The 19,885-nt window shown below is 45.7% G+C and carries 18 protein-coding genes; 10 read left to right on the top strand and 8 right to left on the bottom strand.

The annotated features are described in order from the left end of the window. Window positions 1-358: 358 nt before the first annotated feature. From QHH00_04200 to QHH00_04210, 3 genes are all read right to left on the bottom strand, one after another. Window positions 359-1,585 carry a glycosyltransferase family 4 protein gene (locus QHH00_04200; protein ID MDH7508583.1) on the bottom strand — a complete coding sequence of 409 codons (1,227 nt, stop codon included), beginning with the start codon at window positions 1,583-1,585 and terminating at the stop codon, window positions 359-361. Further along, window positions 1,564-3,357 (bottom strand): hypothetical protein, encoded by a 1,794-nt coding sequence (locus tag QHH00_04205; protein ID MDH7508584.1) that lies wholly within the window; start codon window positions 3,355-3,357, stop codon window positions 1,564-1,566. Before QHH00_04205 ends, QHH00_04200 begins: the two co-directional genes overlap by 22 nt. A gap of 789 nt (window positions 3,358-4,146) precedes the next feature. Then, window positions 4,147-4,740 (bottom strand): hypothetical protein, encoded by a 594-nt coding sequence (locus tag QHH00_04210; protein MDH7508585.1) that lies wholly within the window; start codon window positions 4,738-4,740, stop codon window positions 4,147-4,149. A 228-nt stretch (window positions 4,741-4,968) separates the two neighbouring features. Between QHH00_04210 and QHH00_04215 the strand changes: the two genes are divergently transcribed. Next, a complete protein-coding gene (locus tag QHH00_04215; protein MDH7508586.1) occupies window positions 4,969-5,430 on the top strand; it encodes a hypothetical protein in 462 nt (153 codons plus the stop codon). 445 nt (window positions 5,431-5,875) lie between these two features. Here the strand turns inward: QHH00_04215 and QHH00_04220 are convergent, their stop codons facing one another. Next, complete coding sequence (locus tag QHH00_04220) at window positions 5,876-7,075, bottom strand: glycosyltransferase family 4 protein (GenBank protein MDH7508587.1); 1,200 nt, start codon at window positions 7,073-7,075, stop codon at window positions 5,876-5,878. A 197-nt stretch (window positions 7,076-7,272) separates the two neighbouring features. Between QHH00_04220 and QHH00_04225 the strand changes: the two genes are divergently transcribed. Both QHH00_04225 and QHH00_04230 read left to right on the top strand, forming a co-directional pair. Then, entirely contained in the window at window positions 7,273-7,419 is a 147-nt protein-coding gene (locus tag QHH00_04225; GenBank protein MDH7508588.1) for a hypothetical protein, read from the top strand. Between the two features lie 59 nt (window positions 7,420-7,478). Next, window positions 7,479-7,946: a hypothetical protein gene (locus QHH00_04230; GenBank protein ID MDH7508589.1), complete on the top strand. Its 468-nt coding sequence runs from the start codon at window positions 7,479-7,481 to the stop codon at window positions 7,944-7,946. Between the two features lie 143 nt (window positions 7,947-8,089). Here the strand turns inward: QHH00_04230 and QHH00_04235 are convergent, their stop codons facing one another. After that, window positions 8,090-9,925, bottom strand: coding sequence for a DUF262 domain-containing protein (locus QHH00_04235; GenBank protein ID MDH7508590.1), 1,836 nt, complete (start codon window positions 9,923-9,925; stop codon window positions 8,090-8,092). Window positions 9,926-10,657: 732 nt separating this feature from the next. On the opposite strand from QHH00_04235, the gene QHH00_04240 reads away from it, so the two are divergent. From QHH00_04240 to QHH00_04270, 7 genes are all read left to right on the top strand, one after another. After that, window positions 10,658-11,701 (top strand): hypothetical protein, encoded by a 1,044-nt coding sequence (locus tag QHH00_04240; GenBank protein MDH7508591.1) that lies wholly within the window; start codon window positions 10,658-10,660, stop codon window positions 11,699-11,701. Window positions 11,702-11,830: 129 nt separating this feature from the next. After that, window positions 11,831-12,550, top strand: a complete 720-nt coding sequence (locus QHH00_04245; GenBank protein ID MDH7508592.1) for a PHP domain-containing protein — start codon at window positions 11,831-11,833, stop codon at window positions 12,548-12,550. 539 nt (window positions 12,551-13,089) lie between these two features. Then, the gene (locus QHH00_04250) at window positions 13,090-13,308 is read left to right on the top strand and encodes a hypothetical protein (protein ID MDH7508593.1); all 219 of its coding nucleotides are present in this window, start codon (window positions 13,090-13,092) and stop codon (window positions 13,306-13,308) included. 399 nt (window positions 13,309-13,707) lie between these two features. Continuing rightward, window positions 13,708-14,361: an isochorismatase family protein gene (locus QHH00_04255; GenBank protein ID MDH7508594.1), complete on the top strand. Its 654-nt coding sequence runs from the start codon at window positions 13,708-13,710 to the stop codon at window positions 14,359-14,361. Continuing rightward, window positions 14,340-15,248 carry an NAD(P)/FAD-dependent oxidoreductase gene (locus tag QHH00_04260; GenBank protein ID MDH7508595.1) on the top strand — a complete coding sequence of 303 codons (909 nt, stop codon included), beginning with the start codon at window positions 14,340-14,342 and terminating at the stop codon, window positions 15,246-15,248. Before QHH00_04255 ends, QHH00_04260 begins: the two co-directional genes overlap by 22 nt. Further along, window positions 15,245-16,243 carry a radical SAM protein gene (locus QHH00_04265; GenBank protein ID MDH7508596.1) on the top strand — a complete coding sequence of 333 codons (999 nt, stop codon included), beginning with the start codon at window positions 15,245-15,247 and terminating at the stop codon, window positions 16,241-16,243. Before QHH00_04260 ends, QHH00_04265 begins: the two co-directional genes overlap by 4 nt. A gap of 398 nt (window positions 16,244-16,641) precedes the next feature. After that, window positions 16,642-16,845 (top strand): 4-oxalocrotonate tautomerase family protein, encoded by a 204-nt coding sequence (locus QHH00_04270; protein ID MDH7508597.1) that lies wholly within the window; start codon window positions 16,642-16,644, stop codon window positions 16,843-16,845. A 477-nt stretch (window positions 16,846-17,322) separates the two neighbouring features. Here QHH00_04270 and QHH00_04275 read toward each other — a convergent pair whose 3' ends face one another. The 3 genes from QHH00_04275 to QHH00_04285 are packed head-to-tail and all read right to left on the bottom strand — an operon-like array spanning window position 17,323 to window position 19,878. Continuing rightward, window positions 17,323-18,102, bottom strand: a complete 780-nt coding sequence (locus QHH00_04275) for an ABC transporter ATP-binding protein (GenBank protein ID MDH7508598.1) — start codon at window positions 18,100-18,102, stop codon at window positions 17,323-17,325. A gap of 6 nt (window positions 18,103-18,108) precedes the next feature. After that, window positions 18,109-19,164: an iron chelate uptake ABC transporter family permease subunit gene (locus QHH00_04280; GenBank protein ID MDH7508599.1), complete on the bottom strand. Its 1,056-nt coding sequence runs from the start codon at window positions 19,162-19,164 to the stop codon at window positions 18,109-18,111. Beyond that, on the bottom strand, window positions 19,165-19,878 hold the full coding sequence (locus QHH00_04285) for a radical SAM protein (GenBank protein ID MDH7508600.1): 714 nt from the start codon (window positions 19,876-19,878) through the stop codon (window positions 19,165-19,167). Window positions 19,879-19,885: the final 7 nt, after the last annotated feature.

Consider the following 19,885-nt stretch of genomic DNA (forward strand, 5'->3'; position numbering starts at 1 on the left):
TTGAAAAACACCCATTTCTGATTTAATAGAGAATGCCAGATTTTGATGATTCGATTGATCTATAGCGGTCTCAATATATATGAATGAGACCTAGCGAGTTTTAACATGGGATTTTTCAAAAATATTTCGTTCTCACCAAAGCAATTTCAATTTCATGGGTTTCGCAATGACATCTTTGTGGTAATTTCTCTAGTTCCATATTTTAAATGGATACCAGCTGCTATCGGTCTAGAATTCGGCAGGTGCTTTCCAAGTAGCTTGAAGCATTTCATTAGTTTTTTCCTGATCTATCGAAACGGTCTAATAAGTCAATTTCTTCCATGACTATTGGGTCAACGCCAAAATCGATCGTCAATGTTCAACTCTTGTTTCTTACTATTCTCTCAAGTAATTGCATCTCGATTTTAATCCTTGAGTCCCAATTACGACTATCGATTATCGTCTTTCTGGCGTTTCGTCCGAGTTCGTCTCTCAACGCCTCGTTTTGATAGAGTTGCAGTAAAGCCTTCGCAAAGCCATCTATATCGTTTGGTGGTACCAATATTCCGTTATAATTGCATCTAATCAAACTTCTCGTTCTTCCTGCATCAAAGGCTACAACAGCACGGCCACAAGACATAGCTTCCTGGATGGATAGGTTTAGATTGGATTTCAACGAAGTTCCGACTACTACATCGGCTATCCGCAAGTAATCGCGTACTTCTTTAGTAGTCTTTCTCCCCTTAAATTCGACCAAGTGATTAATATTCTCTTTTTCGACCAATTCTTCAAGCCCAGCTCTTTGTTTTCCATCGCCGATAATAATAAACTTAGCGGTTCTCTGGCCTTTCGGGTTCCCATAATGATTCAATTCCTCTAAGAATTTCTTAAACGCAAGAATGCCTAGGTCTACCCTTTTGAAGGAATCAAGCCTCTGAGTCGACAAAATTGTGAAAATATCATTTTTTTTTCTATCACCGCATGGACTAAAGAAATCAGTGTCGATAGCATGGTATACAACTTCATGAAGAATTCCATGCTTTTTGTACAGGGTTAACGTTTCTTCAAGTTCCCCACCATCATCAACTATAAGGAGAAAATTTGGTTTACTGAATTTGAAAAAGAACGGAGCTAATCTTTCCATGAGTGCACTCCTAATACTTATTTTAAATGGATTGGAGCTATGCTGTAATATGACTAGTGGAATGCGGACATTCGATTTCTTCAGGTGCCAGCCGATCATTGCCCCAAGAAGTGTTCCATGTACGTATACAATATCGAAGTCCTTTGAATTTTCTTCAATCTTTTTCGATACGGATTTTGAATAAATCCAAATTTTGAAAGGGGCTACCGGGAGTTTCAATTGTTTAAACCGCTCGAGATTTTCCGGATAGTATACCTTTGCAATAGGAACTTCAAATGAATTTTCAAAGTCTCCATCCTTAATATTTTTTGATGGTGCGATGATTAGTTGTTTTTTCAATAAAGAGTTCATTTTTCGTGATAATTCAATCGGGTGTGTAATCGACCCTCCAATTGCAGGAGGAAGGCCATCGACGACTCGAATCAGTGATATCCCATCAATCAAACGGCTCTCGTCAACCATACGTTACCCTCAATATTCGTATAAATCCTATCTGAGGATGTATCAAAGTTCATTTTGGTAAAATCATCTTTCGAAAATCTATTCGCTGTTTTCCAGATTGTACTGTACGTGATCCTATCAATCTTGTTAATTACTATATACCTATCCTCTTCCAGCACTTCTCCAAGTTCTTTAGACTTATTGTATCCAAAATGGTCTGGTATGATGAGTTTGCCTGGAACAACAACATCTCTGAAAATAGTGCCGCAAATCATATCAGCATACCTCAAGGGTGATGAGAGTATTGACGAGATGCCGATTTGGGTATGTTTCTTTGAAATAATCCATTCATATGTAATGATGTCGCTATTAGATATTTCAGCATTTGGCTTCAATGAATAAGGTGAGGGATGCAGAGCCAGAATACTTAGTGTTGACGCAATTAAGAGAACTAAGCTGAAGACGGTTGCAATGATCTTTTTTCTGCATTTTCTTCTATTAATTAGACAATACACAAGACCCATAAATACTGGTGTGAAGATCATTGTGTAAGCAAGTGATCGATCTCCCCCAATTAGAATAAGGCCAGGAACAAGATCAAATGTAGCGCAGGCATATATCGCAAAGGCAAACATGGAAAATGCATATAACGAGAATAGTGGAATCTTATGAGCCAACACCTCTTTCTTTAATTTTAAGATCCCCAATAATCCAATGAATGAAATTGCTAACAATATCAAATTATGACCTATAACCTTCGCAATATAGATGAGGAATTGCCAATCACTCCATCCTAATTTCTGCAAGGCCGCATCTACTTTGCCAAGAAAGCTCGGACCTTCGCCAGCAGTTATTGCAAGCCACAGGGCTTCTAAGCCATGATGAAATTGCTTGAAAGCGAAGATCCAAATAAAGAATCCGATTAATATTATTAATATAAAGTTAATGGTTCTTTTTGGCAACTCATTCATAGTCGATCTTTGTTTTTTCGAAAAATTGGAGATTATCAACGCTATGATTCCAAACGAAAACACCAATATGATTAAATAAAGTGCAGATAGGGGATGAAAGAAAACGAAAGTAATTGAGAGAATTATTGCCATGAGGGAGAATTGAACTGCGTGGTCTTTGTTAGACCTTATAAAAAGGTATATGAAAAGAGGAATGAAGTGGATGCTCCAACCGTTGGGCATTAAGTATAGTTCGTAGCCAGTATAAAGTACGGAAGCGGCAACGATCGCAGCGATCGTACAGATTTTTCTTTCATAGAAAATAGTTCTTGCAATTAAGTAAATCGATAGAACATAAAATGTGGAGGTAATAGCGGTGAAATAGTTTCCAATGAGATGAATAGGGACCGATGCTATCATCGATAAAGAAGAAATAAGAATATGTGTAATTGGATAATAATTCTCTTGATAAAAGTACCCCGTTAATATTATATCCTTCGTGTAACCGATTTGCGTCATGTGGTCCCCGCCAAGAGCGTAGGAGCCTCTCAAGAACGGTAACCATTGAACAACTAGTATATTCAAAATGATCACTATCATGCCAGCTATCCATAGATATGAACGGTTCTCATCTTTCCGTAAATATTCAGACAACACTGTGGCAATGCCGATGAAGATATTAGCAACCAACATTAACCAGATGATCAGAGGAACTTCGCTGTATAACGAGAGTTCATAGCTCTTCATCGGATTCATGGAAATTAAAATCAGAATAACCACATTACTAATGAAAGCGTAAATCAAGATCAATTTCTTGAGATGTGATGCATGAAGGTCTACCATCCATTTTCTCCGTAATACAATTACTATTGATAATGTTTTTTTATTTGGTTCAATTCATTTTTTGCGTTCAATTGAAATGCAAAGAAAATTCACCAAGACTAATCCAATCCAGCTTAAGTATGTGATCTGTTATGTACTACATTTTCCCATAATCAAGAGATCAAGCGATACATATTCACTATTGTAAACAGCCTCATTTTCAATCTCATGATCTCTGGCGGTTGTACTTCCCCACCAAATTTCTAGTGCATTCATTGCGGACAAAGTAAGCTTGCAAGAAGGTGCCAATTACATCAATTTCAGCGAAATCCCGAATGGAAAGCATCCCGCATCCTTTCTTCTTCTTTCCAAATCTCATTTAGAAATCTTCCTTCGGAGCTCGATGTTGTTCGACATGTCATTCGAAATTCGCAAAGAACCATGAAGTCCTCTCTCTACATTCCAACTCATTCAATGGATATCTTTCGATCAAGATGAGGTTTTACGGCGCCGAGCCAAGACGTTCAAGTTATTTTCCGGTGGCTGATGAGCTTTTATTAACGAATCCGTTTCTGGCATCATCGCCTTTGGTGATCGACATAATATAGTTATTATGTTTGTTAATTATATTGCAAATGTCGATATTTTTATCGAATCGGGATAGAAACGCGGTGTAGATGTCTGATGAAAGAATTTCTCGATAACTTTTTTCTTATATTATAAGAATAATCGAAGATTTCCAATCATTGAAGACAAAAAATCCTTTCTGATCGGATGGCTTCCAATATTGATAGTTTCTAGCAGCAGAAATCACTTTCTTTCAAAAGATCCCGCATCACCCCTCTCCCGGCTGCACTGATCGAGTAAACGCAGCATGACTGCGAGCATCTCATTCTGACCTCGCATCATACTTGTTAAGAAATCAGCCAAACGAGACGGGAAATAGGCAGGGCAGAACGCACACATCGACTTGTGCTTTTCGACTCGAAGAAAGTAAACCCCCCTCTCTTTCTTCATATCCCAGCCTTTTATCGGACTCTTCCAGAAAAAGGACGTGCAGTAACCGTCATCCGTCATGCGAACGCATGTCCACCCGAGATCTCTTCTAAACCTATTGTTAAGCGATATCTCAAGCATCTTCTTGATCTCGAGCAATTCCTTAATGTCTTCCTCGCGCTTATCAGATCCGTTTCGGGCGACTATTGAACTCCTTAACATTTGTATTTCTCTTTCTAACTCTAAAATTCTCCTTTCCAAAGTTCCGCTCCGTCCGTCGTTCTCGCCCTCCCCGTCCGCACGGAGAATTCTAGCTATCTGCGTGAAGCTCTTCCGGTATTTCTTGGCTAGTTGCCTGTAGGTCGCACCATCCTCGTAATCCTTCCTTATCAGCTCTTCAACATTCATTCGCTATCATCTCAGTGTATCGTTATCCTGCTATCTTCAATGTTACTCTGCTACTTTAAGGTTTCCTTTGAGCTTACTACTCAGTTTATGGGATCCTCCACCATCCTTGTAATCGTCCAGAACGCACAAGTAGTATTGTCTATCCAGCAGGCTTCACCTCAGAAACCGCGATGTAGTATTGATAGTAATCTTTATAGTATCATGATTCAATACTCTACTCGATTGAAAATGGTCGTCAGAAGTGAAGAAGAGCTGAAGGAACTCCTCGATCAGGAATGGAAGCTTTACTTTCACAGCAGGGTAAAGCGTTGGTATTTATACAAAGGGGCAAAGGAACGCAGAATCGTAGGCAGAAATCTCGATAATCTCTGCGAGAGCCTTCACGAAGGGAAGAGTGGCATTGCGGTGGCCGAGATTCATAGAATGAGGCTCGAAGGACGAACCCTTTCACAAATCGCTGCTGAGACAGGGATCAGCGAGAGGGCAGTCGCAAACGCTATGGATAGGGAGGAAGATGAAGTTATAAAACCGAGGGAATCCGTCGAAGTCAGAATAGAGTCAGGAGAAAATTTAGAACAAGGGGTGAGTGTTGACTCTCTGATAGCAGTGGGTCTGGTGCCGTTCTTCTCCATTGGAATTGTTGGTCTTTGGACTATTGGGAACTGGCTAATGGGGAAATTTGGGGGATAGGAACCGGATTGCGAGGTTAAAGAAAGCATTTTTGAGGGTTCATAAGCCAGGGTTTATCTCCTATTCGTTCAAGAATCTTTAATAGAAATCCCCGAAACGCTTTGAGACGCCCTAATGCAATAAAACTCGTCGCCGTCACAGAACGATTCTTAATTTTTCCGATGCACTTCACCTCATTTTGTCATTACCTCAAGTGCCAGATGGAGTGTGATTCTCTTAGTCGACATTGATAGGCTTTGCAAGCCCATTTCTCAGAAATCAGGGACGATAACATGGATAGAGTTGAGGATAAACGAAGTGTCAACAGGAAATGGCAGAACAGAGGGTTTTCAAAGCTCTCAAGGGAAAGGCGTTGAAATGAAAGATCAAAAAGCATGCGAACTTGTTGAGCTTGCAAGTCATAAATCATGAAATCAAGAGGTTATTCAAGGAATAATCCTCGAATTCATTTTCCTGAATATTCCGATCTCTTTGCGCGGCGCAATTCATTCCTCTGCAAGATTTGTTCAAAGATCGCCAACACTTCCCTTCCGTATTTCTCCTCGCTGAAATGCTCTGTCGCCCACCTCTCTCCGTTAGCCCCCATCTCCTTCGCGATGTCAGGATGCTCCAGTAAATACAAGATTTTCTCCGCCAGTTCCACATAGTTCCCTGGTGTATACAAGAGGCCGTTGAAGTTCTCGCGGATCAGCTCGGTGGTCCCGCCACTCCTCGCTCCGATTACTGGTTTCCCAGCCCGCATCGCCTCGACGGTGACGCGGCCGAAGGCCTCCATCCTTGAACATACAAGCACGATATCGACGCACCGCATTACTTCGATCGCATTCGGAATGTAGCCAAGGAAAGTCACATGGTCTTCCAGATGATTTTCATTGATTAAGTGATCGAGATATTCCTTGTATTTGGGGCTCCCCTTACCGACGATGTAAAGATGTGCCTTTATCCCCTTTCGGATCAGTTCTCCAATCGCCCTTATCGCATCCTCCTGCCCTTTTCCCTCTTGTAAGGTACCGACAATCGCCAATTGGATAATTCCTTCTCTAATACATTGCTCTCGGAATTCCTTCAAACGAGGGGAAGTTTCGAGGGGATTGAGAAAAGAAATTGGGTAATAAACGACCCTCATCTTTTCATCGGGAATAAATCGTCGGTATTTTTCGGCGACGGCGTGGGAGCAAGCGATGCATGCCGTTGAGAGTTTGTTTATCAAGTGCAAAGAAATTCTTGGACCTAGAATGTAAATCAATCTGTGATCTTCGTATCCGAATTCGTGAATATACCAGATGTGTGGTGCATTGAATATCTTTGCAGCAAAGGCACCAGCGCATACGGTTATCGTGTTGGCGACAATGATATCAGGATTCCACTTCTTCAATTGTCTGACGACTAGCGGAATCGCAGCAAAGCTGAATATAATTCTGTACACGCGTCTCCAAAGTGGCAAAGTCTCGCTGGCTGTCCACCATCTGTACGGAATCACCTTGAAATGTACGCCACGCTTCTCCAGTTCCTTGATGATCGGACCGGAGGCAGGTAGCATCGCAAAACACTCAACACCTCTGTTTCTCAAAGCATCGATTAATTCAAGATTAGCCCTTTCCGCACCGCCCAGGGCTGGTGAATGCAAGACGAAGCAGACCCTCATGTTATCATCTTTGTGGCAACAGATGGGACGGGTACAATTAGACTTCGATTCTTTTAGAGGTTTTGCTAGTCAAGACACACAATACAACTACCTCTTACCGTAGGCCAAGTGAACCAGAATCGAAATGTAATAGAAAGAATGATATTACGCCTGTCAAATTCTTCGTTTATATTGTGTTACATGGAGGAGGATTGGTAATGATTCGATTTGAGGAGGAAGTTGCGGAACGTTGGTATGCCATCAGAGGATACTTAACGGCTCGGAATGTGATTTATGGTGCTCCAAAGAAAAGTAAGGGCGGCAAGGGTAGGGGAGAGATAGACATTCTTGCGTTAGTTTTATAGAAAATGAAAATGAAGATAAAAACAAGAATAAGAATGAAAATTTAAATGAGAATTGCTCAGTGAAAGACAGGGTGTTGTGTGAAATCGGAGTGGGCGTTGCGTCCAGTTTCCCCTATAAACCTGAATATGAGGCTAAATGTATAATTAAAAAATTCTTTTCAAAGGGGGCCCACGAGAAAGCGGTGGAGTATTTAAGTTCATCCGATTACAGATGCCAGTTCGTTACCAGCCCTTTTAGAGATAGCTGGGACAAATTGCTTGAAGAAAGTTTACAGCGTCTCGGTGCGAAGCTCGTTAAGGTGACATACTCTGGCGCAGATGAAGCAAAGATCGAAGTCGCATATACCCCAAAAGATGGCGGATTGGAGATCGGGTTTGATGATAAGGACCCAAGGGTGATCGAGATTGTTCCATTCCCTGCGATAATTAAGGAGTTAAAAAAGGAATTTGAGGAACGGAACCTTTTGACGAAGGACTTTGCGGATCCAATAATGCGTTCTATTCAATGGCTGTGTTTTAAAAAGTAATGAAGTCTCTGAAACTGATAACAAGAATTCCTAGGTTTGATCTGTACTTTGGAATGTAAGCGAACACAAGTGTCATAATCATTTTGAAATTTCTACGAATCGTTCTCTCAATGGCGCATACATAATGAAAAGAAAAAACGATCTCACTCGAAATACCTGAGCAGTGTCGATGGCTGTTGCACTTTCTCAGCGATAGCCACAGTCTCGCTCCCTTCGGGGTAACTGGAGTCGACGAGCCTCATGAATCCCGACCTGATAACATTGGCCATGCGCTTCCTCCGCTCCTCGAGAAAATCGAAGTAATCCATATCATACCAACCTTCCCAAAGGGCATGGTAGCTGTACATCTCTTTCAGTTGCTGTTCAGTAAATCTCTTTTCGATTTCTGGGACATATTCCTTCGGTGCTTTGTCGGAAATCGCGATATTGTCAGTCCACTCAATCAGTGTGTAGTTTGCAGTTTGATTGATCGAAGGTATATCAACGATGCCGCATTTTTCCAAGTAGTTTCGGGGAAAGAGGTGGTGGAGCTCGAGGGGAGATTTCGGTCCTCTCACCGATGGATCCAGCAGATCATTGACCTTCATATCAGAGAAGAGGACGGGTGCATTGAGGACGGAGAGAGCGGCGATGTATGCGAATCTCGCCGGACTTCTCGAAGCACTCGTCGCGAGTTCATTCGGTAGCGTGATACTCCAGAAGTCCTCGGTGAGGACCGCTTCCATTTCCCGCTTCAAGATCCTCACGAATTCGTCAGGATCACCGGTGTTCCTCAGGTATTTTAGATCCTGTTCAAGACGACTTTCGGGGGAACCAGTATATCTTCCTGTGAGAAGTGACATGAATGTCCAGGCAGCGATAATCCTCCGGAGCGTTTTTATCTCTAGACCAAAATCCCTCTTTCCGATGAGCCAGAGGGCATAGGCGTAGAAGAGCGTGTTGGGGGAAGAGATGTAACTGCCGCTCCTGAACCCGGCGTGGACAGGCGTCTTCAGAAACTCATGCCAGTTTAGAAGATCCAGTGTATATTTCTGCGCCTCTTTGAGCAAATTAAGGTTTTTAATTCTTTCTTCTTCAGAGTACTCCCTCGTCTGCAGATTTCTGCCTCTCAAAAGAGAATAGACCGTGTCTAGTCTCCCCCGTCTGAAGCCCAACGCGATGACTGCGCGGAGGAGCTGGTCTGGAGTCGGATTGATGAAGCGGTTGAAGGGAGTCGCTGAAGTCTTTCCGGGATGCCTGGCATCCTCACAGAACTTTTCCAGTTCGTCCCTCCCTTCGCTCCAGTAAACGGACATAAGGGTGAGTATGAAATCTGATTGGTTGAGGGTCACACCTGCGCTGTTTATTCGTACAAAGATCTCAGACATCTCTTCGTCCGGTATGCTCGATGCCAGTTCGAGACACGTAAGAGGATAATTGATCAAGTTGTACAGCCGGTTTATCGCCCTGTATACCTTCTCTTCGATTTCGTTGTTTATCTCTCTCTTTTCCTTGAGCCGGGTGAGATATTCTTTCACGAAGGCGTACTCCCCAGATGAACCTGACCAAATCCTGCTTATGTCAGGTATCCAGTCCGGGTTCTTCATGATTGCACTGTCTGTCACATCGAACTTTTCTTCCAGCGGGTTGAAGGCGATATTGATTTTTCGGGAATCGTAATTCTTCCAGATGATGTTCTTCCCTTTAATGACGGCATAAAGCGAAGTCAAACGCTGCTGTCCATCAATAATTAACAACCGTGGATACTTCTGCTTCCCTTCTACACCGATTTGCCTAGAAAATTCATCCGTCGCATTTTCCCAGAACAGGAAATATCCGATAGGGTATCCTCTATACATCGAGTCAAACAAATCCCTGACCTTTGTGTTCTTCCAGATAAATGGCCTCTGAATATCGGGTAGGGCGATCTCGCCCATCTCGATATCGTTCACTATCTTAATTACAGTATAATCCACCTTCCTGAAGCATACTTGATCCATTCATGTCCCCCTTATTCGTTCGGGAAATGTGGAACGTTTGACCCCCACCATGAGTTATTCCAAACAAATAATGAGTTTTATAAATATAAATTATTGCCATTGTTATCTCGCCCTGGACGAAAATGACAGATCGTTATATCGATTAAGCGTCTTCAGGGTTATTACTTCAATTTTCATTTTTCCGTTTTTGGAGATACCAGTGCTACTTGCCGTTGATAACTGTCATCACTGCATCATTCCCTGCAATCTCATCAGTTGAAGGGCAATTCGATGATTCATTCCTTCACATCACGTGCTTGTTTCAGTCATATTGAGAAAGCTAGGCGATCCGCATGTATAACTCTTTCATGATTCACATTCCCAATTCCTGATGAAGATCTTTCCGTGCGACCGTCGTCCAATCCTTTCTTGATCAAAGATTAAGCAACGCGCTCATCGCATGCATTTCATCAATCAAGTGCGGAATAATCGCTCCTTGGTCGAACGAAATGATAATACCCTTCAAACGAGGGTCTCAGTCGATTGTAGCTGTGTGATCGACAACACGTCCTCTAAATCTGGATTCTACTTTGAGAATCAAGGATCGGCCGGCATATCGAATCAATCGAATAATTTTTGCATACCAGTTTCTTTCTAAATTCACTTCATGATAATCAAGAAATCAACTTCTTTTAGGTCAAAAGAAATACAGGATTTGTACATCCCTATCACCTGAAATCGGGAGTCGAGAATATGGCAGAAGGGAATGGTCCTCTCGCGCAGGGCAGCGATGTGACGCCCTCAAGTGATTTGCAACCTCCCCAGAAAGGGAAAAAAGTGCAGGTTGTCGCGGCAATCGCTGTCGTCATCGTCCTCGTCGTTGCGGTCGTCATTGTCGTCGAGAACATGTCATTTCTTTTTAACATCGGCAAAGAAAAAGAGATTGCCCCGGTTTATCCCGAAGAATCGGCCATCATCACAAATTCCACCCCGACTTTCGAGTGGGAGGGCATCCCTGGTATTTCCTCTTACCGCTTTCAGTTATCCCTAGACATCGATTTTGACCACCCGATAATCGACATCGTTGTCAACGGCACCTCTTATACGATCGATCATCCGCTCGAGGAGAATAGATCATACTTTTGGCGGTTGATGCCTTATGATACCGATGAGGCGGAGTGGACACCGGTATGGGACTTCTTCATCGGCTACAATGTTTTCACGCGGACATACAATTGGGAATACGAGGGAAACTCATGGTCGCTTACAGTCAACATCCCTGGTGATGATTATTACGAGTACAGCACGAGAGCTCGCTCCTCGAATTACGCATCGTATGTCATATCTAATGACCCGGTGATCTATCAGCTGGCATACAAGCTGAACAATATGGCGGAGAAAGAAGGTTATGAGAACACACTGAAGGCAGAGTTCGTGCTCGCCTTCGTTCAATCCCTCCCATACTTCTATGACAACGAGAGCAAAGGTGTGGTTGAATACCCCAGGTATCCCATTGAAACGCTCGTTGACAACGGTGGCGATTGCGAGGACACCGCGATCCTCTTCGTTTCGCTGATACAGACGGAGGTTCTGAATTTCGACGGTATCCTCTTGCTCTTCACGGGCGACCCGAGTCACATGGCCGCGGGTATCTGGGTAGATTCCTCGATCCCTGGCGTCTATTATTTCTATCACGATAAGAGCTATTACTACTGCGAGACGACAAGCGAGGGGTGGGGGATCGGTGAAGTGCCCGGAGATTACGAAGGTCGGTCGGCGAGAGTCATCGATTGCTGACATGCATCCTTTATTTGATCTTTTTTTATTGCTCTCATCGATTGAAAATATATTGGAGCCAGAAAATCCTCTCCGATGACTAGATGAAAAGGCTAAAATCCAGAGGAATGATATCGGAGTCGGGCTTAAATGACCTCCTGCCGACTTCTCTTTCATGTTCACACGCACCACTCGGCGGACGCAGTTCTTTCACCAGAGACTATTGTCAGATATTGCTCAAAAAATGGTATTGAGATTGTCGCGATCTGCGATCACGATTTCTTATTGCCGCACAGGGAAAGAATTGCGCTTGAGGAGAAATACGGTGTGAGGATCATCCCAGCGATTGAATACTCGACGGAGAACGGGGACATCATCGGCCTGTTCATCGAAGAAGCATGCGAGTCGCACCGCTGTGATGAAGTCCTCCTCGATATCAGGAAACAAACGGGTATCGCAGTGTTGCCACATCCAATGCGCGGTCACCGCCTCGAGAAGATCAATATGGCGATGATCGATGCCATCGAGGTTTTCAACGGCCGTTGCGATGCGCATGAGAACAGTCTTGCAGCCGAGAAGAACACCATATGGAAGAAAATCGGATTAGCTGGATGTGACGCGCATTTCCCGTGGGAGCTCGGTATCGCCGTCAATATAATCAATCTCCCAGATGAGAATGATCTCGATGATGATGAGGCACTCAAAAAATCGATTCTTTCATCACCCTGCATAGAAATTGAAGGAAGGGGGATGCCGAGGCTCAACACTTCATTTTCCCTTTTGATCAAGGCGATAAAGAAGAGATCGATGAAAGCGCTCAAAGATAGTTTACCTATGGTAAAAAAGTCGAAAGGGACGAGCGACCGATAAACATGCGGTCAGATCCAGAGCGGCAATCGCTTTGATCATTCACATAGATCAGTATGTTTTCAAGAATCATTCCAGTATGGGCGTATCGGATCCAAAGATCTTTTCAAGTGCTGAGCCCTCGCATCTTCTTCTCGGTATATCCAGACAGACAATTTCTTGATTAATGGCGAGATCCAACGTTTTGCCAACAACAATCGATCTCCCCGTACAGAGAAGATCATGAAGAGATGCACCACTAGAATATATCCATTCCGTTGGAAATTTTGGGACACACCGAATATGAATTTCGAGACAGTTTTGCAAATTGGCAAATTACTCCGTATCATAGTCCCGTATGATACATCACAAATATCAACAAAATTCGCTGCGTGATTTCTTTTCTCAAACGGTAGCCAGACGTTATAATTATAACGGCAAAGGATCGATCATCATTGGAAGAAATACCTCCTAACTGGCGTTCACCATCGTGAAGGAAAGGTTTATTATTCCAGTAGCGAAGTTCTTTCATAAACTTAACGAGGATAAAGGGGTGAGCATTGGTGGTAGAGGTCGAAATCAGCTTTGGGGTGCCAGAGGAAATCGTGTCCGTGGTGAAGGAGAAGTTCAAGAACGAGAAGGAAAACAACCTTCGCGTTACGTTGCCAAATCCAAGACACCCGCCATACTACGCAGCAGGTGACCCGCGCGCGACCCCTCAGAAGATTACTTTCGAAGGCAAGGAGTACTGGGTCTGGCGCGTGACGCCTGGAAAGAAATGATTTCACGAGGTCGGTATATCCAGAAGATTTAATGGGAAATCCTTTGGTCCAAACCCTTCCTTTCCTTTTTTTATTAAGTTATCGGAAATCCAAAGTCCTCTCGAGTGGCGGTGCGAAGTTACTTTAAAGCTAGGGGAAATCAAAGGGCTCAAGTCTATTCTCGTAAACATCGCCTACTTTGTTAAGGGGGCTATTTCTCTCAGACTCTGGTTATGCATTACTCTTGTGGCCTCATTTATCTGGGCTTTGATTCTCCCCATTCACAAGCTTTTCTTAATCGGGAAATTTCCTTCAAAGGAAAAGATTCATTACGATATCTTATGATTCAGGAGTGAGAGGCATTGTTTTTTCCACGGTTTCCAGCCTCTAAAACCAGGAAACCGGGGGGAGAGGAATTTGATGCTGGATGTTACCAGCAGTGCTGATAAATGGATGGAGATTCTTCGTCCCTATCTGCGGGATTTCCGTCGAGAGAGAATATCCTTTGATCCAAAGAAATCCGCCCTCATGGTCATCGACATGCAGCGTTTTTTCCTCGACCCCCGGTCCCATGCATACCTCCCCACTGCAAGTCAGATCATCAAGAATGTTCGAGAATTACTGCACGCTTACCGGGAATCCTCGCTTCCAGTCATTTTCACAAGACATGCCCTCCTGCAAAACGAAGACCCAGGGGTGATGGGCAGGTGGTGGCGCGATGTTATTCGCGAGGAAGACGCGATGTCTTCGATCGTTGAGGAATTGAAGCCATTACCCGATGAAATAGTGATCAGGAAGACGCGGTACAGCGCGTTCGCAGATACAGACCTCAAACAGATATTGAGAAATCTCGGGGTTACACAATTGGTCGTCACAGGTGTAATGACACACCTCTGCTGTGAGACAACGGCCCGCGAGGCCTTCGTCCGCGATTTCGATGTCTTCTTCGTCATCGACGCGACGGCGACGAAAAATGAAGACCTCCATCTCTCGAGTTTGAAGACTTTGGCTGATGGGTTCGCCATTCCTGTCAAGAGTGAGGAGGTGGTCGCTTGGATAAAGCAAAGGAAGTGACTGTCATTGGGGCGGGACCAGCTGGTATCGCAGCGGCGATATATCTGAAAAGAGCGGGTCATGATCCTTTGCTATTGGACAAAAAAGGTCCTGGGGGTCTGATCGTCAACGCGAATCTCATCGAGAACTATCCAGGTTTCCCCGGAGGTATTGATGGTCCTTCACTCAGAAATCGTTTTGTCGAACAGATGCAGTCCCTTGGCGTCTCCGTCACTCGAGCACATGTAAAGAGAATCAGCCGCGTCCATAAGATCTTCCGCGTCGAGACGGACAACGGAGATTACGATTCCCTTGTCATCATTGTCGCCACAGGCACGCGCCCTAAGAGAATAAGAATGAAGGGTGCGAAGGCGCTCGAGGGAAAGAAGGTCTTCTACGACCTGGAAGGGGTGCTCGCGAATAATATCGTTGATGGAAGGATCATCGTCGTTGGCGGCGGGGACATCGCATTCGATTACGCGATTAACTTGCGAGAACGTGGGTGGAAGGTGAAGATCGTGTCACGGTCGACGCCGCGGTGCCTACCGCTCCTCTGGAAGCGAGCGGAAGAAAAAGGGATTGATGTGTTGGTCGGATATTCACCTGTTGAAGTCCTTGACAAAGATGATTCGCTCGTTCTCCTTTGCAATTCTCATGGGGAATCGAAGGAGGTCGAGGGGGACAGACTTTTGATCGCCTGTGGCAGAGTGCCCAATCTCGAGGTACTCGATTCAAGGCTGCGGAGAAATCTTTGGAGAAGGGGGTTGCCAGAAACCGGGGTTCCAGGTCTTTATCTCGTCGGGGACGTCGCGCGGAAGCGGTATCGCCAAGCTGGCATTGCGGTCGGCGATGGTATACTGGCAGCCATGATGGCCGATTCATATCTGAAAAAAGGGGGAAGAAGATGAGGGTCCTTGCTGAATACGGGAATGAGGAGATCGCGAAGGTTTATGTCGTCCAATTAAGGGAAGACGAGGCAGGTAACGGGAAATCCCGGAAGTACGTCGTTGAGTGTGTCGAGTCCGTCCAGCCCCCGATCCCGAGGGAGAAAAAATGGGTTCTCATCGTTTCGACGATGTTCGGCTGTCCGATCAAATGCAAATTCTGCGACGCTGGTGGCGATTATCTCGGGAAACTGACAGCGGAGGAGATCCTCGCGCAGATCGCCTACATAGTGCGCCGCAGATTCCCGGACAATTATGTGCCTATCCCCAAATTCAAGATCCAGTTCGCAAGGATGGGGGAACCGTCGCTGAACCCCGCGGTCCTCGAGGCGATGCGTCGTCTTCCAGAGATTTTAGACGCCCCTGGACTGAATGTTTCTCTCTCAACGATCGCACCAAAGACCAATACCGCGGAAAAGTTCTTTGAGGAGCTCATTGAAATCAAAGAGCAATACTACTCGCGAGGAAGATTCCAGTTGCAGTTCTCGATACACACGACTGATGTTGATAAAAGAAATGAACTGATCCCGATCAAGAAGTGGTCATTCGAAGAGATCGCCGCCTACGGCGATCGTTTCAGTTCACCAGAAAGCGGGGATAAAAAGGTGACCTTGAACTTTGCACCAGCAGTTGGGTATCCCCTTGATGCAAAGGTCATCCGCAAACACTTCGACCCCTCGAAATTCATTATCAAGATTACCCCACTGAACCCGACGGTGCGATCGCACGAGCAGTCGCTTCAGTCGTTGATCGACCCGTATGACTCAAAGAGTTCGCAGCGAGTTGTCGAGATGTTTGAAAAAGAAGGGTTCGAGGTTATCCTCAGCATCGGGGAACTGGAGGAAAACAAGATCGGGAGCAACTGCGGTCAGTATGTCCAGAGGGCGATCCATTCTCGTGCGAAACCGGAGAGCAGCTATGACCTCGAGAAATACGGTGTGAGAATTTTTCCGTCATGAGGATTCTTCAGACGATAATTTTATGTGCGTGTTACTGTTGAAAAACGATTTGGACGGTTGAATTCTCTTTGACCTCGCTTCTCATTTAATCAAAATTGACATCTTTTTTTATTTTTTTCCCTGCCATAAAATTTTGGCCTAGGACGGGATAAATCATTCTATCAATATTTTCAAGAAATCACATCCATTGAAAAATTTCAAACAATCTCATTTGCGCTCCTTCCGAATATTACCGACAATACGTATTGTTACGCGAGACCGGTTTCGATCGTGTTGGTAGATTCCCATTCGAACCTTTTCATTCACAAGTCGATCAACGAATCAAGAATGACAAAATCGACAAGTTCTCATATTACCAACACTCTGTTTTCATATCGAATAAAACGGGAGGTCGTTACGTGCCGATTGTTAACGTCTACGTGTGGAAAGGGTTCTCTGATGGGGCGAAGCGGAAGGTAATATCCGGTGTCACGGAGGTCTTCGTAAACCTTGGGATCCCCGCGCAGGCGGTCGAGGTCGTGATCCAAGAGGTCCCGATGGAGAACTGGGGAGTTGGCGGGGAACAAGCGAGTGAGAAATTCAAGCAGACAAGAATACCGTGAAGATGCACCGCCAGTTTATCGACGTGCACAAAATGCTCGCCGTCATGGATCACAGTGACTTGTCCTTTGTCCTCTCAGTATCAAAATCCCATAAGAGACTCCGCACAACGCAATTCACGGAAATTTGAACGCGTATTCAAGGATATTCAAAATTAGACGGGCGAGTGTAAAGATATCTAGGAAAACCCGAAAAAGGATGAAACCAGGAAATAATGGCCTTTCAAATCTCAGGTGAAATGCGCACCCATGAAGGATTCAAACGCGTAATAAGAGAAGGGAAAACTGTCTTCATTAGTCATGAATCGATTTCTTTTTGGGTGGCGATAGGTAGACGATTCTTCTTGTTTCACATAACTCGTAAATGCAGAGTATCGCTCTCAACGAGAGCCTCTTCTTGTCTCACCCTCGATGGGATCATGGTGGCCGATTGATATTCAGTAGCGGGCAAAGAAGTACATGGTAGAGATCGAAGAGGGACTAATCAGTCGGCGAGACCAGGATCACATTATATGACTGAGTCCTCTCGTTATACACGATGTCGACATCGACGTGGAAGACCTCCCTGATTTTTTCCGGCGTCAGGACATCTTGCACCTGTCCAGCCGAATGTACTTTCCCAGCACTGAGAAGGAGGAGTCGGTCGCAGTATCGGGCGGCTAAATTGAGGTCGTGCGAGACGAGAATCGTTATCAAGTCCTTTTCCTTCGTAATTCTTTTGACCATTTCCAGCACTTCGAGCTGGTGGTTGACGTCCAAATGGAGAGTCGGTTCATCGAGTAAAAGGACTTCGGGTTCCTGTGCGAGTGCCCTTGCGATGATCACCCTCTGCAGCTCCCCGCCACTCAATTCGTCAATCGCCCTCTCACACAGGTGCAGGGTGCCCGTCATCTCCATCGCATTCGTGACAATCTCAAAGTCACGCGGGCTCTCGCCGCTCAACGCGTCGATGTGTGGAAACCTCCCCATCAGAACGACGTCGAACACCGTGAAGGGGAAGGTGGTGAAGCGCTGCGGGACGACGCCGATCTTCTTTGCGATCTCCGCCCGCTGGAGTTGGGATAAATCGGTACCATCGATCAGGACCGTCCCCGCCTTCGGCTTCAGCGTCTGGTTGATGCACCTGAGCAGCGTCGTCTTTCCAGACCCGTTAGGACCAATGACGCCGAGGATTTCCCCCTCCCTCGCATCAAAGCTCACATCCTCCAGGGCCTTGATGCTTTCGTAGGAGAAGCTGATGTTCTTGATGTTGAGGAGCAAAGCAGATCACCATCCCATGATTCTTTTCCTCTTGCGCAGGAGGTAAAGGAAAAAGGGGACACCGAGGAGCGCTGTGATCACGCCGACTGGTAACTCCGTCGGCTCAATGATCGTACGCGCGAGCGTGTCGACCCAGATGAGGAAAATCGCGCCGACGATGCAGGAAGACGGCGTAAGAATGCGGTGATCTGGTCCGACGACGATCCTCATCATGTGCGGTATGATAAGGCCTACGAAACCGATGATCCCGCAGACGGATACCGCAGCTGCGGTGACGAGGGAGACGAGGACGAGGATTATCTTTTTGAAGGTCTCCACTTCGAGTCCCAAGTTCGTCGCTGTCTCCTCTCCCATCAGGATTAGGTTCAAATGCCTGTTGAAGAGGGAGATCGCGATGATGCCGAAGACGATCAGGGGAGCTGCGATGGCGAACTTGTCCCAGTCGCTTGTCCAGAACCCCCCCATTAGCCAGAAAACGATCGTGCTCAGTTTTTCGCCCGCAACATACTGCATGAAGGAGACGAGAGCTGAAAAGAGTGAGCCGACTGCGATTCCCGTCAGCAACAGAGTCTCCAAAGGAGTCCTCCCGTTGACTTTGGCGATTTCGTAGACGAGGAAGATGGTTATGAGGGCGAATATGAACGCCATCAACGGGATCGAATAGATGCTCGCCATGACTGTGAACCCGCCGACGATCGCGAGTGATGCGCCGAAGGCCGCACCCGACGAGATACCGAGGATGTAGGGGCTCGCCATCGGGTTTCTGAACAGGGCCTGCATCGCGGCCCCCGCAACCGAAAGCGCGGCCCCGACGAGTCCGCTGATGAGGACCCTCGGCAATCGTACATCGAGGACGATCACGTTGTAAATCGGTGGCCACGGCTCAGAAGAATGCGTTGCGCCGAAGAGGATTTTTATGACGGTCAGCGGCGCTATCTTGACGGGCCCGATGCAGATCGATGAGATAATCGTCAGGAAGAGCGCCACGGATAATCCGAGGAGTATCAGCGCTCGTCGGAGTCTTCTCCGGGCGTACAAATCATCGATACCAGGTCCTTTCACCTAGGCCACCACTGCACTCTTGAAGCGCGGATCGACGGCCCTCAAATTCCGTAACATTTCAGGGGTCAGACAGGAAAAGGTCACATTCGATAAATATTTGCTGGCGAGGCGGGCAGCGTGCTCAACTTCTTCAGGTCTTGTGCCCCTCCATGGGGCATTTGGCACTGGGACATAGCCTACGATGTGATACGGAATCGTTTGATCGATGCCTGCGATGAATTTCGCTATTCTCTCTATCTCGTCGCAGTCAATGTACTGGGGAATAAGAACGCTGCTTGCTTCCAGTTTAATTCCCCTCTTGTACATTCTTTCGAAGTTCTTTAGCACCTCGTCGTTTGGAACGCCTGTGTATTCAACATGGATCTTGTTCGAGTGCGCCTTGATGCTCACAGAGACCGCGTCTATGTTTGCTGGCGGCATCATGGAACCGTTTGAATGGCCGATCTTCGTATATGCGTGGAGTTCTTCGTGACAGAACCGTGCTGTCTCTGGGAGATCGGGATTTGTCGTCGGCTCGCCTCCGAGGAAGTGAACTCTCTCTGGGCCGAGCTTCAGCAATATCTCTTTTATTTCCTCCACGCCAATAAACCGATTGGTTTGTCTGCGTGTTCCAATGACGCCATACGCGCAGCCTGCGCAGCGGAAATTGCAGCCCCAGTTATAGAGGTTCGCTCTCTTGAACTCCTGGGAGTATGTGACCATGTAAATGGTCATGACGTGA

This window comes from Methanomassiliicoccales archaeon (assembly GCA_029907465.1).
Classification (GTDB): Archaea; Thermoplasmatota; Thermoplasmata; order Methanomassiliicoccales; family JACIVX01; genus JACIVX01.

Excerpts from the sequence above, each read along its gene's own strand:
- QHH00_04200 (MDH7508583.1), bottom strand. The coding sequence starts at position 1,585 with ATGGTTGACGAGAGCCGTTTGATTGATGGGATATCACTGATTCGAGTC.
- QHH00_04205 (MDH7508584.1), bottom strand. The coding sequence starts at position 3,357 with ATGGTAGACCTTCATGCATCACATCTCAAGAAATTGATCTTGATTTAC.
- QHH00_04210 (MDH7508585.1), bottom strand. The coding sequence starts at position 4,740 with ATGAATGTTGAAGAGCTGATAAGGAAGGATTACGAGGATGGTGCGACC.
- QHH00_04215 (MDH7508586.1), top strand. The coding sequence starts at position 4,969 with ATGGTCGTCAGAAGTGAAGAAGAGCTGAAGGAACTCCTCGATCAGGAA.
- QHH00_04220 (MDH7508587.1), bottom strand. The coding sequence starts at position 7,075 with ATGAGGGTCTGCTTCGTCTTGCATTCACCAGCCCTGGGCGGTGCGGAA.
- QHH00_04225 (MDH7508588.1), top strand. The coding sequence starts at position 7,273 with ATGATTCGATTTGAGGAGGAAGTTGCGGAACGTTGGTATGCCATCAGA.
- QHH00_04235 (MDH7508590.1), bottom strand. The coding sequence starts at position 9,925 with ATGGATCAAGTATGCTTCAGGAAGGTGGATTATACTGTAATTAAGATA.
- QHH00_04240 (MDH7508591.1), top strand. The coding sequence starts at position 10,658 with ATGGCAGAAGGGAATGGTCCTCTCGCGCAGGGCAGCGATGTGACGCCC.
- QHH00_04245 (MDH7508592.1), top strand. The coding sequence starts at position 11,831 with ATGACCTCCTGCCGACTTCTCTTTCATGTTCACACGCACCACTCGGCG.
- QHH00_04255 (MDH7508594.1), top strand. The coding sequence starts at position 13,708 with ATGCTGGATGTTACCAGCAGTGCTGATAAATGGATGGAGATTCTTCGT.
- QHH00_04265 (MDH7508596.1), top strand. The coding sequence starts at position 15,245 with ATGAGGGTCCTTGCTGAATACGGGAATGAGGAGATCGCGAAGGTTTAT.
- QHH00_04285 (MDH7508600.1), bottom strand. The coding sequence starts at position 19,878 with ATGACCATTTACATGGTCACATACTCCCAGGAGTTCAAGAGAGCGAAC.